Consider the following 16,795-nt stretch of genomic DNA (forward strand, 5'->3'; position numbering starts at 1 on the left):
GGGGCGCTTCGTCCGTCGGAAGTCAGGAAGCTTACGCTCTCCAAGGGTTGCCGTAGCAGCCAAGGTCCCCCTCACCCCAGTCGTCCGCCAGGAAGTAGAGAATGTTCGCCTGCTTCTCGGCGGCATGAGCAGGGGCGGCCAGGCTCAGGAAGGCGAGGCCGAGCAGGAACCGTCGCATCATCGGGCGGCTGCTCCGACCTCGTTGCTACTTCGCGAACGGACATGCCCCCGTTTCACGCCCCGTTGCGAAGCTCGCGGACCGAGACGAGTGGCTCGGCAAACAGCTTGATGTGTCGCTCCATGAAAGCCCGAGTCGCGAGGGTATGTTCGGCGGTCCCTTTGAACGACGTCCGCACGATCTGGAGATACGACTCATGCCCCTTCATCTGGTCGGAGCGTTCCAGACCCGCCATCCCGGTGAGCCAATCCCAGCGCCGCCAAAAACATTCCCAGAACGGTTGGACAGACGCGTTCGGCCCCTCCTTGTGGGGCTCAGTGGGTTCGGCCTTGGCTACGCGGATCCAGGCGTTGCAGGCGCAGGCCAAAAGGATCTGGAACTGGAGCCGGTTCAGGGCAACGATACGGCGGTCGGTTGTAGTGGGGCAATTGGGGCGGGCTAACAGGTTGTCACGGGCATCGCGGAGAGCCCGCAAGCCGCTGCACGCTTGATCGATGAAGCGGGCGTGAAAGCGCTGGCGATCCAGGACGCAGGTCGGGGCTGCTGGCCCGATGGTCAGCGCCATCAGTAATTCCCCAAAGTGGGCCTGCGCGCGGAGGCGATGCAGGAGGAACCAGAATTGTGTATCGCGCCGACCGCCGGTGAGCAGTGTTTCGGATTGAGCGAGTGAGTCGCGGGCCCGCTCCAAGGAGCGGATTGCCGCTCGATCGATTTCTCCCACCTCCGGCTCCTTGCCAACACACTCCATGAGCCGTCCAGTGTCCCAGTAGGCCAACGAGCGTCGGAGCGCGATCTTGACCGCATTGCGGTCAGGTTCCGGAATCTGGCGCCAGGCGCTAACCAGACGGTCGGGGTCAGTGCCCAGCGCCTCCTCGGCGCGGGCAAGGTTTGCCGCCGTCGTAGGGGTAATCGCTCCGATCACTCGAATGGCCTCCCGCACGCGGACCAAGAAACCCTCCGGATCTACCGTCAGATGATCAGCCCAGGGGGTCATCGCCCGCCGGAGAAGCTGCCGAGCGGATACCTGTGTGGGGTCAGCGGCGAACCCAGGGTCGAGCGCGGCGACAATGAAGTCGAATCCAAGCAATAGCCGGCCTTGTGGCGCCAACCAGGATGAGTCGAAGTTCTTGCCAAGCGAACGGGTGCAATTGCTGATAATCTTCCAGTCGGCGTAGAACATCAGCGACTCGGCCTTGGACAGCGTGCAGATGGCCATGGCACCGCGGCCTGATCCGGCGATGGGGTCCAGTCCGGCCAAAGCCCGGTCGAAGTCACGGAACGCTGCCACGAACCGACCCCTCAAGCTCAGCGCTCGCCCCCGCAAGGTGCGGAGATAGCTGCGATAGACGAAGTAGTCCCCCGGTTCCGTGTTCGTCTCACGGATGAGCGCCAACCCCCGGTCGCATTCTTCAAATGCGCGAATGCAATTTGCCTTGAGTTTATCATGCGCCAATACATCATCGTTCTTAATATCCCATAAACCTATCGGCGTCAGGATAAGCTCAGCCGCACGAAAGTGAAGTTTCACTTCCATCGCCTCGCAGAAATCATCGAGCTCCGGATTGCAGTCGGCCTGTGTCCGAATCGTAGCGACGACCTCGCGCAGCCGAGCGATCAGCCATCCCGCCTCGTCCAGACGACCGAGACCGCGGAGGCATACAGCAATATCGAGCAAGGTTGCCATCGCCTCGAAGCCAAGTCGCAGCATGCCCCGACTGCTCCTGTTCCCGAGGAGTGTCCGAGCCGGGTCCAAAAGCTCCGAAACAAGACGCTCGGCTAAACCCGGCCCGAGGTCGTCTCTGAGGTTACTGGGATCCGAGTCGTGAGATGAGGAAGCTTGTTGGGAAACCAGACTTCGCACCTGTGCAATCCTAACCCCAATACATCCTTCATAGTCTGTCTTCTCGCGGAGGACTTTGCCGTGGAGGTCACGTAACAGAAGATCCATCCTCCGGATCTCATCGGTGATCTGCTCCTCGAGTCGGGACTCGGCCGAGCCTGGCTCGGCATGAACTCCGTAGTAGACGATCAGGAAGCGAGGCAGATCGTTCGGCACGATCCATTTGATCCAGCCGAGAAGAGTGTCGGAAGACACGTGACTCAGCAACATGTCACGGTCGCGTTCCAGCGTCCGCTCCAGGGCGCGGACATCATCGAGTCGATCCTGAAGTGCAAGGCGAAGTCCACGGGGGCCCAGTCTCCGATGTTCGAAACAGGCGACCGGATCGGAGCGTCCTGGAGCCTCCCCTGGATCCGTGAACTCGCGCCGCCGGCGCATCAAAAGGGCCGCGAGAGCAGTCTCGTAGCGGATGGAAGAAATGCGGTGATAGAGGTACTCGGAATAGGCTGCAATATCTTTGGACGCAAGATACATATCCGAATAATAGTATCGCGCAATCTGCTTGTGCTGATAAACCAGCCTCGCCAGTTGGCGGACAATCTCGCGAAGCTGGTTGCGATCGTTTAATGGCTGAGGGTCGTAGGCGTGGCCCAGGAAGCGATAAGCCTCCTTCGGCGCCTCGACTGCGTCGAGATACTGCTTGCCCGTGGCCAGCGACGAGCCTCGCTCATAGATCTGGTCGCGAGAGTGCGTTCCCATCCAATACAGCTCGCCTCCAAGGCAGAACAACTCCTGCCGCCTTTGGAGCCAACCTAACCAGGTATCGAGCTCTTCGTACAACCTGGGGGTCGGCACGACCTCATGGGCTTCCCCGTCGTGCGAGAAGTAATCGATGGCGAGCCGACGCAGGGCCACCAAGCTCCTTGGACGCCGGAAGGTCGAGACCAGCATCATCAGATCGCCCAGTCGCTTGTCGCCGACTCGAGCTTTGAGCTGGCTCTCGGTAACGTCGAGGTCTGCCTGTGTGACCGCGTCAAGTGGCCGGCGCCGCGATGGTGCCCGGTGGAACTCGACGAGACCATCTCCCGAGATTCGCTCCAACTCTCCCCGAAAATTGCGGAGTGCCCCAGAGATCGCGTCGAAGGTCTTCCTGTGTTCAGTAATCTCCGTCCGATCCGAAAGCGAGAATCGGTCGGCCAACTCGTTGATCCCCAGGCAGATGTGTGAGTCCTTGCAGTCGGGTGCATTCTCCACCAATACGGTAAGAAATTGGCAGAACTCGATCATCCTATCTTTAAGGTGGGCGGCGAGTGTCGAAGGGAGGCCGTGGTGAGTCGTTGGCGGGCGGCCGAAGGCCCCGACCTCGTCGATGGCCAAGATATACGAACCTCGCCTCAAAGTCGCATGAATGCGGCCGGCCGCCCGCCGAAGGCTCTCTTTGTGAACATCTGAGCCAATGGATCCCGTGAGAGATAAGGCAACCGAGGGCAGGGATGGGTCGTGCCTTCGGCACTGGTGCATCACTTCGGAGACCAGTTCCTCGATCGACTGAAACATTCCCGCGTCGAGCCAGATTGGCACATGGGAGCCGGCATGCTTGGAAAGAAACTCCGACATCACGATCGCCGCGGCATCCACTGGCGTGCTCGCGTCATCGCGCCGGCCCTCCTCGGACGACTCGCCCGTGAAGACGTGAACTGGGCTGGATGGAGGCGAGCCGGCCCACGGGGCGACATGGGCCGTGGCGCTACCGTTCATATCGAAAATGGAGGAAGCGACCAGGCCCAGCGGCCGTTGCGTGTGCGACGTGTAGGACTCGGCACTGGTCGGCTGGCTAGAGGTCAGCCTGGCATGTATCCCAACCAGAAATGCACCGGAATCGAAGGTCCGCGCTGTGACCAGCGGCGTCGCGACCTTCCCCATTTTATCATCGGGCGAGTTGTACTTTTCCGCCAATACCTCGACGGTGCCCGGGCGCATCGGCTCAAAATGGACCCAGGCGACTTGCGGTCCGCGCGATGCCTTTCCTCGCTCGAGGACGGCCGCGATGAAGTCCATGATTCGGCGGTCCTGTCCCCCATAGCCCAGAACCAGTAGCAGCGGATTCTCAGGCAAATAGCCCAGCAGCTTCCGCTTCTCGGGCTCGGACAGCGGCTCATCGAGTGTCTCACCCACCTGCAGGCCGTAGGCACTGCCGTGCAATTTGATCACCGAGAGTCTCCCGCCAACGAGCAACTCGTTGGGCAATTCAGCCGCCCGCCAGACGTCGAAAACGGTCGGCTCCATCCCTTCAGACCGCATCGCGCGTTCGATCAGGTCATCGAAGTTCGTCGTCAGGATCAGTTTCCAACCTTGAAGACGGGCGAGGAACGCCAAGAACCGGTGACTGTTCCCTGGGACACGGCCCCTGTTGAACATCTGAAAAAGATTATCCACGTGGTCGGCCCGCCCGTCCGTAACCCACCGAAGGAACGGCCGCCACTTTGGCCGGGTGATCGACGATCGGAGGAACTCGAGAATCTCCCCTCGCTGGACGTCGGAGATCTCATCACGGTGTGACGATTTCCTAAAGAAGTATTCAAGTTCGCGAGGGCTGGCGCGTTCCAGCAGGCCGTGCATCAACTCCAGGTATCGAAATTCTTTCGGCAACTCGTGCTGCCACTCCTCGCGATATCTCCCCTTGATCCTTTTATTTAACTCGAGGGGGGTTAGGCCAGTTGACCAGAGGCGATCGTTGAGCTCAAATGGATCTGGCCACCCGCATCGATTTAAATATTCGTTTTTTGGATAGCTCAGGTCGTCATCGCTTTGATCCCGGGCGTCCACTGGCAGCCGATAAAGCTCCCGTTGGAGGAAATAGCGAGCCTTGGCAAGGTATCGGACGATCTCGCCCGTGGGAGGATAGCCCGAATCCACCGAGATCCCCGCGCCTAGCAAGGGGACGATCGGACGCCCTGATTCAGACTCCCGTATAATCATGTCGGCAAATTGTTTTTCCGACAGCATACTCCGATCAGATCCCTGTTTTGTCATCATTGCTGTTTAACCTCTGCCACTGCAGCCCAAGGTACATCAATGGTGCTTTTTCTCAACGATCCGCGACTGGGCGAGAATCTCGCTGGATTTCTGGCCCGGTCGAATCCGTAGTACGGCCGTGCGACTGCAAACAACCCGTTGCGGAAACCGCAAGAATCCTCGGCTCTACAGCTCTTTCGCGGATCGTTGTTTTTTTGGGGAAGGAGGTTGAGCTCGGACTCGTGGGTTGGTTCGTTTAATCGACAAACCAACGGTTCAATCGATTGGAATCACAATCAAGTGAATTGTCAAACAAAACGATGCCAATACCGGTTTATCCGGCGGAAGCACGTGCAGTCTGGAAGCCCATTAATGCATCGCCATCCGATCGGTTTGTAGCTCGTCTCATGGATCGCCAGGAAGTGGTAGGGGCGGCTCGAATGAGTCCGCCCCACCAGCCAATCTCTCCCGGCGAGTATTCAAGTGGGCAGCCCACCAGGCCCAAAGAGAGCGACCGTCAAGGCGTGGCTTTGGGCCAGGGATAGGCGTTCTGGCCCGCGGTCGGATCGAAGGGACCAGGGGGGAGCGTCTTCTGCCAGGCGAGGGCCTGGGCCGAGAGCGACGAGACGAGCTCGGGGTGTTGGTCCGCGACGTTGTCGGACTCTCCTGGATCTTTGGGAATGTCATAGAGCTCGACGCGGCTGCCGTCGGGATTCAGGAGCAGTTTCCAGCGGCCTTCGCGGATCGAAAGGATCGGACTGCGATTCCAGGGATGGCCGGCGATCCCGAACCGCCACTCCCAATGCAGCGGCCTGGTGCGTTCCGGCGCCTTGCCCCGCAGGACGGAGGCACGATCCTCGCCATCAAGGGCCAGACTTTCTGGGACCGTCGCGCCACTGATCGCAGCGAGAGTGGGGAGGATATCGACCCCAGCGACAATCGCATCGTTGACGGCGCCGGCGGGAACACCGGGGCCCCTCACGATGAACGGGAGCCGTACTCCCCCTTCGTAGAGACTCCGCTTGCGGCCACGGAATGGTCCAGGGCTGCCGACCCCGCTGTGAGAGGCGTTGGCAATCTCAATCGCCTCGGGACCATTGTCGGAGGTGAAGATCACGATCGTGTTCTCGCGGAGTCCCAGTTCATCCAGCTTCTTGAACAGGCGGCCGAGCTGGGCATCAGCGGCTGTCGCAGCGGCCGCATAGACCCGAGCCGGCGAGGTGAAGGGAATGCCCGGCACCTGGAGTTCCGGGTAAGCGGCCAGCGCCTCGGGACTCGGATTCAAGATCGCGTGGGTGTCGAGCAGCCAGGCCTGAGCAAAGAACGGCTTAGCTTTGATCTGCTCGAGGAATTTGATGGTTTCGTCCACGATCAGCTCAGTGGAGCGGGGGCGTGAGTTGACTGTGCCGAAGCTACTGTCAGTAACCGGCCCGGCGGCACCGATCTTGGCAACGTCGTAGCCGTAGCGGTCGGGCAGGGGAGCACCGACGCCACCGAGATGCCACTTGCCGAAATGGGCCGTGGTGTAGCCTTGCGTCTTGAGCAGCTTGGCCAGGGTCACCGCCTCGGGATCAAGCCAGTTGGGCATGCCCCGCTTCTGATTCTGTTCATTCGTTGCGAAATGACCGTGGACCCCAAACCGCGAGGGATATCGCCCGGTGATCTGGGCGGTGCGGCTGGGGGAACAGACCGAGCCGCACTGGTAGTACTGGGTCAAGAGCGTGCCCTGGCGCGCCAATGCGTCGAGGTTCGGCGTTTTTAGCCGGGGGTTGCCGTAGCAGCCAAGGTCCCCCCAACCCCAGTCGTCAGCCAGGATGTAGAGAATGTTCGGCCGCTTCTCGGCGGCATGAGCGGTGGCGGCCAGGCTGAGGAAAGCGAGGCCGAGTAGGAAACGTCGCGTCATCAGGGCGCTTCTCCAATCGTGAGGGACAGTCGCATTGCGCGGGCAATCGGGCGCGGTCAAATTTCCCGGACGGGCCGAGTCGAACCTTGCCGGGAGCAGAATCAGAAGCTATCGGCAGAAATGATTTCGCCCCCGTTTCGCGACCCCAGCCCCCAGACCACCGGCGCATTCGTACTGTCCTTGAGATAACGCACCGCACCATCGCCGAGCAAAATGTTCGCACCACCGGGATGGTTGCTCGCCATCCCGAACATCGCTGGGGCGATAATGGTTCCCGAGGGAGCGGAGGTGCAGTGAGGGCACTTCGCGTTCGGGGCCTGCAAGGTCGACCCCATCGTATAACCATGGAACGCCAATGACCATGTCTGCCCGAGATAGACGCTCAGGCCGTAGCGACTGGCCGGAGCTCCACTCCGCAACATGGCCGAGCAGCGAGACAGCCATTCCGGAAAGTTTTGAACGAACGTTGGGTGAGGCATGGTGAGGGTGCCATTATTCCGCGCGGTGCCGTTGGGCAACGACGAGAGCCAGACGATGTCGGACGATGGCGTCACGGTCCCGATAACCCCGGTCCCCACCTTCCACTCGCCAAAGGCAATCGTGTTGCTCGATCCGTCGGTGATATCGCTGATGCCGATGCATCGCCCGCTGCTATTCACGTGCTGAAACAAACCATTGGGCGGTCCGCCGACCTGATTCCCATCCCACTCAAGGCTCGCTCCCACTGAGGCAAAGTAGTTCGTGCCGGTCGCGCGGTAGCCCGCCAGATTATGCCCTGCATGGTTGTAATTCGGCGGTGTATCGGACGGGCAGAGAAACATCTGGCTGCGAGTGGTGACGACCGTCGAGTTCGCCCCATTGCCGTAGGCGGGGTCGTTGGCCGCCATGAGGTCCAGATTGAACGCATTGAACAAAGCGGTCTGTTCCGAATACCCCATCAGCCGAAGTTGAGCACTGGGGCTCCCCTGAACTAGCAGCGCCAAGTCTGTCGATCGCCGGGCGAGCAGCCCACCCGGCGGGAAAGTGTTGTGACTGCTGTGATAGTTGTGGAGAGCCAGGCCGATCTGCTTCAAATTGTTGGTGCACTGAGCACGGCGGGCCGCCTCACGTGCCGCTTGCACGGCGGGCAGCAGCAACGCGATCAGGACCGCAATGATCGCGATCACCACAAGTAGCTCGATCAACGTAAAGCCACGTTGCATTCGTCGCAACATATCCTACTCCTCAATCGATGAACTCAAGGCACGGCAATCCCGCTCCCGCAGGATGCCGATCTTGACCAGCTCGATCGATATCGTCAATATTGCTACTCCATATGCCGATCGGATTAGTCAAAATTCGTCGTCTGTGTGAGCGCCGAGGCGTGAGAAGGTGGAACCAAATCTCAAGTCAATCAGGACCAACCATGCGAATTACATTTGCTAGAACATTGGCAGTGACCGTTGTTTTCGCGATGGCGGGTTGTGGCGGGGCATCAGACGGAATCAACCGCGAGCCGGTTTCGGGGGAAGTCACACTGGATGGCCAGCCGATCAGTCAGGGGGAAATCACGTTTGTTCCGGCGGGGGGTGGCGAACCCGTTGCCGCGGCGATCATCGAGAATGGGCGTTACACGGTGGAACGCGCCAACGGCCCATCGCCCGGGCCGCAACGGATCAACGTCTGGTCGAAGAAACCGACCGGCAAGAAGTTCCCGAGCGACGTTGAGCCGGGTACCTTTATTGAAGAGACACGTGAGTCCATCCCGGACCGCTACAACCTCAAGTCCGAGTTGAAGGCGGAGGTCAAGGAAGGCGGCGACAATCGATTCGACTTCACGTTGCAAAGCGAAAAGAGCGTCCCCAAGTCAACAAGGCGATAGCTCGCCGTTGCGCAGCGGATCTCAGTCTGGTCCTGCCGCCAGCGGGCAAAATCCTCGGCCAGGCCCGGATGCGGCTTTTCGCACGAAAAACTGAACTCCCCATAACCCCACATGTTTTCTTAACGCACATACACTACATTGATTTTAAATCATACTTAACAACCACCAACCATAGAGCGAGAAATTCCCCTCGTTCCCGCGGTCCCCCGTGGGAATGCCGTCCCCGACGCTCTGCGTCGTCTGGCCCTCGAAAGCCGAGGACGCAGAGCGTCCAAGACTTCATTCCCACGGGGGACCGTGGGAACGAGTAGCAACATGACTTTCAATCATGTATCGTGCCGTCGCTATTATCACGCTGCCAATGTGGAGCCTACAAGCCATGGCACCAGTGGTCGACGAGAGGTCCCGAAATTAGGGCGGACAGTCCGGCTCTGCGAAACGCCTCCGGTCGTTTCGTGATCACGGACCGCTCACGGAGACTTCCGACTCCTTGAGCCGGGTGAGTCCGGGCACACTTATGATGATTCGAGCCATCCGCATGCTTCAGTAGGAGTCGGCCGAGAGAATCTCACCGCCCGCCCGGGAGATCAGGTTGGCCATGACCTGGATACCAGCTGTCTCCTTCACGAAGTGAACCGAGCCGTCTGCGAAGACGTGATTCGCCCCCCCTGGGTGAAACGAGAACACTTCGTTGCGGTTGACGCAATTCGTGTGGCAAGGGCCGGGAGGCTCGCCATTTCCGTCCGCCGGGAAACCGTGCAGGCCGAACGCGCTCTCGCGGTTGGCCCAGCCGGCGCCAGAGACGTAAACGCGGTCCGTGCTCCCGATCGGGGTCGCCGAGACGGTCCGATTCCCCCGCCTCCAGATGTCCGGTCGACCCGAGACCTCGGAGATCACAAGGGTGTTCGAAGTCCCGTCAGTGATCTCGGCGATCGTCCGAACGACATTGGCCTGCATGACGCCCGCATAGACGCCGGGCTTCACAAAACCGGCGTTGATCGCGACATTCACCACGCTATTGTTCGGGCCATAGTCACCGGCGGCGGCACGCCAGCCCTTGAAGCCGCCGGAATTGTTCGTGTCGAACCGGTTCGGATTCGGCGACGAGGGGCACATCATCATGCTCAGTTGGGAGGCGATCACAGTCGAGTTGGCCGTTTCACGGAAGTCGGCCTTGAGGTTGTATGCGTTGTAGAGAACCGTCTGCTCCGCGAAGGGGAGCAGGAGAATGACCCAGCCGTGTTGCGTCAACTTGGCGAGTGGCTTGCCCGATTCGTCAACGTTAATCCCGAGCTTCGGGAATGCGCCATCAATGGCCGCCGGTGTGAAGCACCCATTGGCGGACTCGAAATTGTGCAGGGCGAGCCCCATCTGCTTCATATTGTTGATGCACTGGATCCGACGAGCGGCTTCGCGAGCGGCCTGAACCGCGGGCAGGAGCAAAGCGATCAAGACTGCGATGATCGAGATGACAACGAGCAGTTCGATCAACGTGAAGCCGGGGCGCCGGCGATGATTGCGGTCTGATAGGGCCATAGAACCTTCCTCGAGTCTCATCCTGGGGAGGGCACGTGGATTCGTTGGATAGTGGCGAGCCGAAGGCCGGTTCGGTCGTCCCTCGAATGTCGCAAAGGGACGCCCGGCCCAGGGTGGCATCGTGTGACCCATCCGAGGAGTCTCTGAATCGCCCGGGGATTATCCAGGAGACCTGCGAGGTTGGCTGGTGATTTTCGTGAAGAGTTCGCGAAGTTTGGCCTGTCAGCGATTGCGAAGTGAGTATTTCTACACGGCGACCGCCGACTGCGACCCCATGGCGTCGGAGACACCAACGGGGACATCCCTCACTTGCGAGGCAATCCGCGCAGCCGGGACCGATTCAAAAACAACGACCCGATCCAGGGCTAAGCCGTTGGTCTCGGTTTTCTTTGATTTTCTGATAGGTGACCGAGGTGCTGCAATCGCCGTCGGGTGCCACGGGTTGTACTCAACCCGTGAACGATTGCCCGGGTTTTTGGCTCACGGGTTGAGTACAATCCGTGGCACCAATAATTTGCACATGATTCAATACAAAGAAGGACCAGGTCCACGTGCTTAGGAAGCCACTCGCTACTCGTTCCCACGGTCCCCCGTGGGAATGAAGTCTTGGACGCGCTGCGTCCTCAGCTTTCGAGGTCCAGACGACGCGGAGCGTCGGGGACGGCATTCCCACGGGGGACCGTGGGAACGAGGGGGATTCCTCGCTCTATGGCGGGTCGTCGTTCAAAACTACAGGCCATTCCACTGAATGTTCAAAACCAATAGACATAAGCTCTATTACCTCGATCCGCTGGCTCCGAGCCGTTCTCTGTCGAGGGCACGGCTCAGGGGCCGGCGGGCTTGAGTCCATTGATCCAGGATTGCACAAGCCCCGTTGTCTGAGGTCTCCAGTAGTGGAAACGGCGACGGTCGGAAGGCCGGCGCATCGGGGCCCAGGCGATGTCGTCGCGAGAGGCAGGGAAGACCATGGGAGGGGCGGCTTTGACGAATTCGTAGTAGCGGGTGGCGTCCTCGTTATTCCCGAGGTCCTCGGCGCCCAGGCCTGCCAGGAAGAGGGCGAGGACCTTCTCGGGGCCTTGGTCCATCATGTCGGTGACGGGCTGGGCGTGCTCGATCGCTCGAGCCGGCTGGCCCTCCTGGATGGCCAGCATCGCCAGCCGGATCTTTGCCCACGCCCAGGGATACGAACCTTTGGGAGCGTCGACCTTCTCGAAGAGCGAGCTCACACCCTCGACGGGGACGGGCTCATCCGCCGAGAGACGGCCCTCGCGGACCGCGTCGTAGTAGCGATTGAGGCGGGCAAACTCGGCGATCTCCCACTGGGCGTAGGGACGCAGCTCACTCTGGGGATAGGATTTCACAAGCTCCTCAAAGTAGCGCGGGTCGAGCCGCAACGGCGCCAGGTCCGAGGGCCAGCCGTAATACAAGTCCGTCCATCGATGGAACCATTGCATCGGCTTGAGTGCCTGGCCGGCCATCCAGAGCGCCTCTTCACGGTGTGGCCCCGAATTGGCGACGAACGCGTCGAGGATTGCGGGCAGCTCGTCGCGTGAGCGGGCCCGGAGCTGGACTTCGAGCCCGGCCCGATAGGCCTTGAGGAAGTCGTCGGGGAGCCGGCGAACGGGGCCTCGGCCTTCGATCGGCTCACCGAGCCAGGCAAGTGCGTTGTTGAGCAGCGGGATCTCGAGACGATCGGTTCCCTCCAGAGGGAACTGGTCGGCCGGAACCCCTTTGGCCCAGAGTTCGCAACGCTCCCACCACTTCCCCATGTTGGCGAAACCGGTGAGAAACCAGGGGGCCATCGTCGCCACGACGACGCGGCCTTCGCCGTACGACCGCGCGGCCATGATCGTGTCTTTGCCGGCCTTGACGATCGACGCCTCAGGGGGAGCCTCGAGCCCTACCGCGTACTTGAAGGTGACCTTCGTGATCCCCTCCGTAATCGGGTGCTGCGCCAGCTCGGTGCTCTCAACCCGCATGGGAAGTCCCTCCGGGCGGGCGTGAATCCCAAAGGGAGCGAGGATCGGGTTCGTAAGCCCGGGCTGGGCATGCTTCCAACCCGGCGAGACGACGGCCAGAAGCGATCCCCCTTTGGCCACGTAAGAGCGGAACGCCATGATCTCGGTCGGAAACCAGGCGAGCTCCCCCTGTCGGACCAGGATGACCAGCGAATACGGGGCGAGGTCCGCCGCTGACAGATAGTCGAGGTCGAAGGAATGGACCGTGTACCCCTTCGGCTTGAGCGTGCTGTTCCATTGTTTGTACGCGTCGGCCGCTCCCCCCACGATCAGTGCGCTCTTGGCGGGGATGTCGAGCGGCTCCCGGGCGTACTCCTGGATCGCCCAGGCAAGGCGAACCGCTTCTTGATGGCCCAGGCCATAGTCGCGGAGGATCTCGCGGTACTCCTTGATCGCGCCGGGCATGTCGTTCATCCGGTACCGGAGAATTTCCGCTGCTTCAACACGTGCCTTGATGACTTTATGAAGCCAGTGCGTGCGGCCCCAGTGCCCCGAGTCGTAGGGACAGGGGAGTCGTCCGCCGGGGAAGTCCTCAGCGTGCGCGGCGATGTAGAGGAAGGACTCGCGTGCTTCCGCCCAGCGTTCCAGGTCTTCGAGATGCTTGGCCATCGACTCGTGGACCCGCCAGCGAATGTAAGGCAGGTCGGAGAAGGTTTTAAGCATACGCTGAAGGTAGCCCACTTGTTGTTCGGGAGTGAGGAACGCTTTGGCCCAGATGCTCACACCGGTGGAGGTCACCCGGCGTTGGGCGCTGTAGGCGAGGTCGATCGCCAGCAGGAAATTCCCCGCCCACGCGTCCCATTCGGGCGTCCGCTTCTTCTCGACGGACTTGAGCATCAGTTCGAAGACCTCGATGGCCATGGCCGCGTCGCGGTACGAGGTGTTCGACGACTGGCAGTGCTGCCGGAGGGTGAGAAAGCAGTCCCTCAAGGTCTGATCGTAGAGCGACGAATCCCCCTTGGCCTTCTCGTCGTCGATGAGCTGTTTCATGAACGCGATCGCCTCTTCGTGCCGGCCCATGAGGGTCAGGGTCGACGCGATCCGCATCCGGTAGTTGTTGACCCATCGGCCGTGAGGCTCGTCGGCGATCCATTTCTTGCACTGGTCGACCAGCTTCTGATGTTGCTGGGTTCCCCAGTAGGCGTTGCTGAGCCAGGCGTTGAACGACTCCTTGTACCACCACTGCTCGGGGGTAAACGACAAGCGCGAACCCCGGATGGCCACCTCGATCAGCCTCGGATAATTCTGGGTCCCGTTCAGGCCGCGGCCCAGGCCGAAGTGGGCCATCATGCTGTCGGGCTCCAGCAGCAGGGCGCGTTCGAAGCTCGCGGCCGAATCGGCGAAACGCCCCTGGCGAAACGCCTCTTCGCCGCTGGCGTAATAGCCCGCCGCCTCGAGTTTCCGCGTGGGGGTCGCCGCGCGAACGAGCCGGGCCGCATCCGCGGGAGGAGTGATCGCCAGGTCGCGTGCCAGCCGCAGCGCCAGGTCCTCGAGAAGATCGGCGAACTGCGAGGACTTACCTTGCGCCGTCTCGGTCTGGAGCACCGTGGCCGTCGACGTGTCGACAAGTCGCGATTCGACCCGAAGCTCCTCGCCGATCTCGATGAACGATCCATAGATCAAGCGTTGGGCGCCGAGGAGCCGGCCCACTCGCAGCGCGGCGTCGGCGTCGACGAGTCCCGAAAGCGTGAGGTTCTGCTCGCGGAGAAGAGCATCCAACTTCTCCCGCTCCACGGTCGTCACGTCCTTCAAGCCCCCGAGGTTCGCCGTGAGGATATCGGCGAACCCACTCTCCATTGCCCGGAGCCGAGTCGTCGGGCTCAGGTCCTTGAAGCCAAGTACCGCGACCGTCGGTGAAGCCCCCGGCTGAGGGGCAGGGGGGGGCCGGTGAGCCACGGCTTCCAGGCCGAGCGTCGCGCTCACTTTCCCGGACAGATCTCTCCCCAGGTCGAAAAAACGCGAGGAAGGGGCCTGGAGGGTCCATTCGGCCAGCGGTGCCGCCGAGCCGACCCGGCGCAAAACCGCCTTCACGGTGAGGTTGCCATCCGACCCCGCGATCGTTCCCGAAAGCAGCAGGTCGGCCGCCAGCTCGCGCCCCGCCCGCTGGGCGGTCGACTCGTCGACCAGGCCCCCTTGACCCAGTTGGCTCTCCGCCAGGACGTGCTCGACACGGCTGCGCTCGACCACGCGCAGGCCCATGTAGGGAGAGAGGTTGCCCACCAGCATCTCGGTCAGCGCCTTGCGCAGGGCCGCCAGATCGATCGAAGGTCCGAGGTCGGCGAAGTCGAGCACGGCCAGTGTCCGGTCGGCCGATGGCGGAGCGCCACTCAGCTCCCAGACGCGGACGGTTCGGTCTCTCCCCCCGGAGACCGCCTTCTGGCCATCGGCGGCGAAGGCCAGGCTGTGGACCATGGCCTCGTGTGCTTCGAGGGCACCAAGCATGCCGCCGCTCTCGCGATCCACAAGCCAGAGGAGCTTTCCGAAGGCCAGCAGTGCGCGTCGGCCGTCAGGGGCGAACTGCGCGGCGTCGATCGGTTCGAACCCCACCGCCCGCCGCGTTTCCCGACCACTCAGCCGATCCCAGGTCCGCACGCTCTTTCCCCCCGCCGAGAAGAGCGACCGACCATCCGCCGAGAAGGCCACAGCCCTGACGCTCCCTTCGTGCCCCTCGAAGCGGCGCACCACTTCCCCTTTCTCCAGGTCCCAGAGCCGCACCACCTGATCCTCGGCCCCAGTCAGTGCCTGCCGGCCGTCGGCCGAGAATGCCACGCAGCCGATCGCCGCCTGACCTTCACCTCCGAACCGCTTGAGCCGGCGGCCTTCGACAAGATCCCACAAGGCGAGCGGATCAGGTCCCGAGCCGCCGGTTAACCCAAGTCGACCATCGGCGGAGATTGCCGCGCACAGGACCGTTGCGGAGGCTTCGTGATCGGTCGTCAGCTCCCGACCGGTCCCGACGTCCCAGATCCGGGCGGTCCCGTCCAGGCCGCCGGTCAGCATCCTCAGGCCGTCGGGCGAGACCGCCAACGCCCGCACTTCTTTCTCATGACCGGCAAACCGACGGATTTCTTTGCCCGTCTCCACGTCCCAGAGCCGAATCGTGAAGTCGGCCTCCGCGCGATCTCTTCCCCCGCACGACAATGCGTGGCGACCGTCGGGCAACATGACCACGCCGAGCACCGGGTCATCCAGGCCCCCGATCCGACGAAGTTCGCCGAATCGACCCGACGGCATCGTCGTGGTCGAGGGAGCGGTCGTCGGCTCAGACGACCCACATCCACCTCCGACAGTCATAAACAATGCAAAACCGACCAGCGTCAATCCAAGCAGCACGACGAGCGGGCCGGACACCCGCGATCGCTCAATCTTACGGTCGTGGAGCATTCAAGATCTCCCGGGCGGAGTCCTCATTTTTTTCCGTGATCGACTCGAGGATGCGGGCAAACAAGTAACGAGGCGTCGGCCCCGATTCCCAATGGCGAACGATAGCGAAGCCGCAAACAATCAACCGACCCCGACTCTCAGGGTATTCCGCCTCGAACCAAGGCCAGCCCCCGGAACCGGGGCCCGGCGACACCGTCCCGACAACCCGCTCACGCTCGCTCGTCAGAGCGATCGTGCTGGCAATCACCCGGCCGTCGGGAGGCCACGAACGCGTCTCCAGCCGCTTGTCGAGTTGGCGGATCACCTCGCGGCCTCTCAGGCAAAGCGAGGGCGGTCTCGCCCCGTTGACCCCTTCGGCGCCCGGCAGGGGAAAACGAGCCGCGGAGGGAGCGAGACAGAGGACGGTCAGGCCACGCTCGGCCGTCTGGACGAGCCGATCGGCCAACCCTCGAAACTCGTCGAGCGATGTCCCTTCACCCACCACAAGCACGCAGTCGGTCAAACCTTCGAACGCGTCGCTCCCCCGCACCGAGGTAAACGAGAGTCCCATCCCCTCAAGGATCGGGGCCGTCGTTCGCTCGGGATCGAAGAGGACGAGCTTGGGCATGCCTGGCCCGCGAACACGCCCGGCGAACGGGTCGCGAGGGAAAATCCAGAGCGGAACGTCGCGCGTCACGCCGTCGAATACGGCCGATAAGCGAGCCTCGACCACGATCCCGTCGCGGGCTGGCGGAACGTCCCAGCGAATCACGATCGGGGCCGGCCGGCCCGGGTCGACGCTCAGGTCTTGCTCGCCCCGCGCGATCGTCCGACGATCGATCGAGACCACCCACCCGGCGCGGCCGCGAACCGCTTCAGCCGAGGTGACCACAAAGGGAAACTCAACCGGCTCGCCGCCGAAGACATTCGATGAGCCAGCAGGTGGAGCGATCGCGACCCGAGGGGCATCGGCATCGGCCCCGGCGAAGACGACGAGCGTCAAGAGGCCAGCCACCCAGCGTGCCGCCGTTTCTCGTTTCGATCGACGGCTCGCGAGCCGAATGAAGAACGCCTTCTTCAT

Annotated in this window: 8 protein-coding genes; 1 reads left to right on the plus strand and 7 read right to left on the minus strand. The window is 62.0% G+C overall.

Annotated elements, in window-relative coordinates; all coding sequences use genetic code 11:
* Positions 1-31 precede the first annotated feature (31 nt).
* The 4 genes from V5E97_RS02095 to V5E97_RS02110 all read right to left on the minus strand — a co-directional run bounded on the left by V5E97_RS02095 (position 32) and on the right by V5E97_RS02110 (position 8,150).
* Positions 32-181 (minus strand): hypothetical protein, encoded by a 150-nt coding sequence (locus V5E97_RS02095; protein WP_406697629.1) that lies wholly within the window; start codon positions 179-181, stop codon positions 32-34.
* Between the two features lie 52 nt (positions 182-233).
* Positions 234-4,667, minus strand: a complete 4,434-nt coding sequence (locus tag V5E97_RS02100; protein WP_406697630.1) for an SIR2 family protein — start codon at positions 4,665-4,667, stop codon at positions 234-236.
* A gap of 883 nt (positions 4,668-5,550) precedes the next feature.
* Positions 5,551-6,936 carry a sulfatase family protein gene (locus tag V5E97_RS02105; protein WP_406697631.1) on the minus strand — a complete coding sequence of 462 codons (1,386 nt, stop codon included), beginning with the start codon at positions 6,934-6,936 and terminating at the stop codon, positions 5,551-5,553.
* A gap of 101 nt (positions 6,937-7,037) precedes the next feature.
* The gene (locus tag V5E97_RS02110; RefSeq protein WP_406697632.1) at positions 7,038-8,150 is read right to left on the minus strand and encodes a DUF1559 family PulG-like putative transporter; all 1,113 of its coding nucleotides are present in this window, start codon (positions 8,148-8,150) and stop codon (positions 7,038-7,040) included.
* 191 nt (positions 8,151-8,341) lie between these two features.
* Here V5E97_RS02110 and V5E97_RS02115 point away from each other — a divergent pair, with 191 nt between their 5' ends.
* Positions 8,342-8,797, plus strand: coding sequence for a hypothetical protein (locus V5E97_RS02115; RefSeq protein WP_406697634.1), 456 nt, complete (start codon positions 8,342-8,344; stop codon positions 8,795-8,797).
* A gap of 543 nt (positions 8,798-9,340) precedes the next feature.
* Here the strand turns inward: V5E97_RS02115 and V5E97_RS02120 are convergent.
* The 3 genes from V5E97_RS02120 to V5E97_RS02130 all read right to left on the minus strand — a co-directional run bounded on the left by V5E97_RS02120 (position 9,341) and on the right by V5E97_RS02130 (position 16,795).
* Positions 9,341-10,333 carry a DUF1559 family PulG-like putative transporter gene (locus V5E97_RS02120; RefSeq protein ID WP_406697635.1) on the minus strand — a complete coding sequence of 331 codons (993 nt, stop codon included), beginning with the start codon at positions 10,331-10,333 and terminating at the stop codon, positions 9,341-9,343.
* A gap of 824 nt (positions 10,334-11,157) precedes the next feature.
* Positions 11,158-15,735: a CsgG/HfaB family protein gene (locus V5E97_RS02125; protein ID WP_406697636.1), complete on the minus strand. Its 4,578-nt coding sequence runs from the start codon at positions 15,733-15,735 to the stop codon at positions 11,158-11,160.
* On the minus strand, positions 15,719-16,795 hold the full coding sequence (locus tag V5E97_RS02130; protein WP_406697638.1) for a hypothetical protein: 1,077 nt from the start codon (positions 16,793-16,795) through the stop codon (positions 15,719-15,721). The genes V5E97_RS02125 and V5E97_RS02130 overlap by 17 nt, the downstream gene beginning before the upstream one ends.

The organism is Singulisphaera photorubra (genome assembly GCF_045290345.1).
Taxonomy (GTDB): domain Bacteria; phylum Planctomycetota; class Planctomycetia; order Isosphaerales; family Isosphaeraceae; genus Singulisphaera.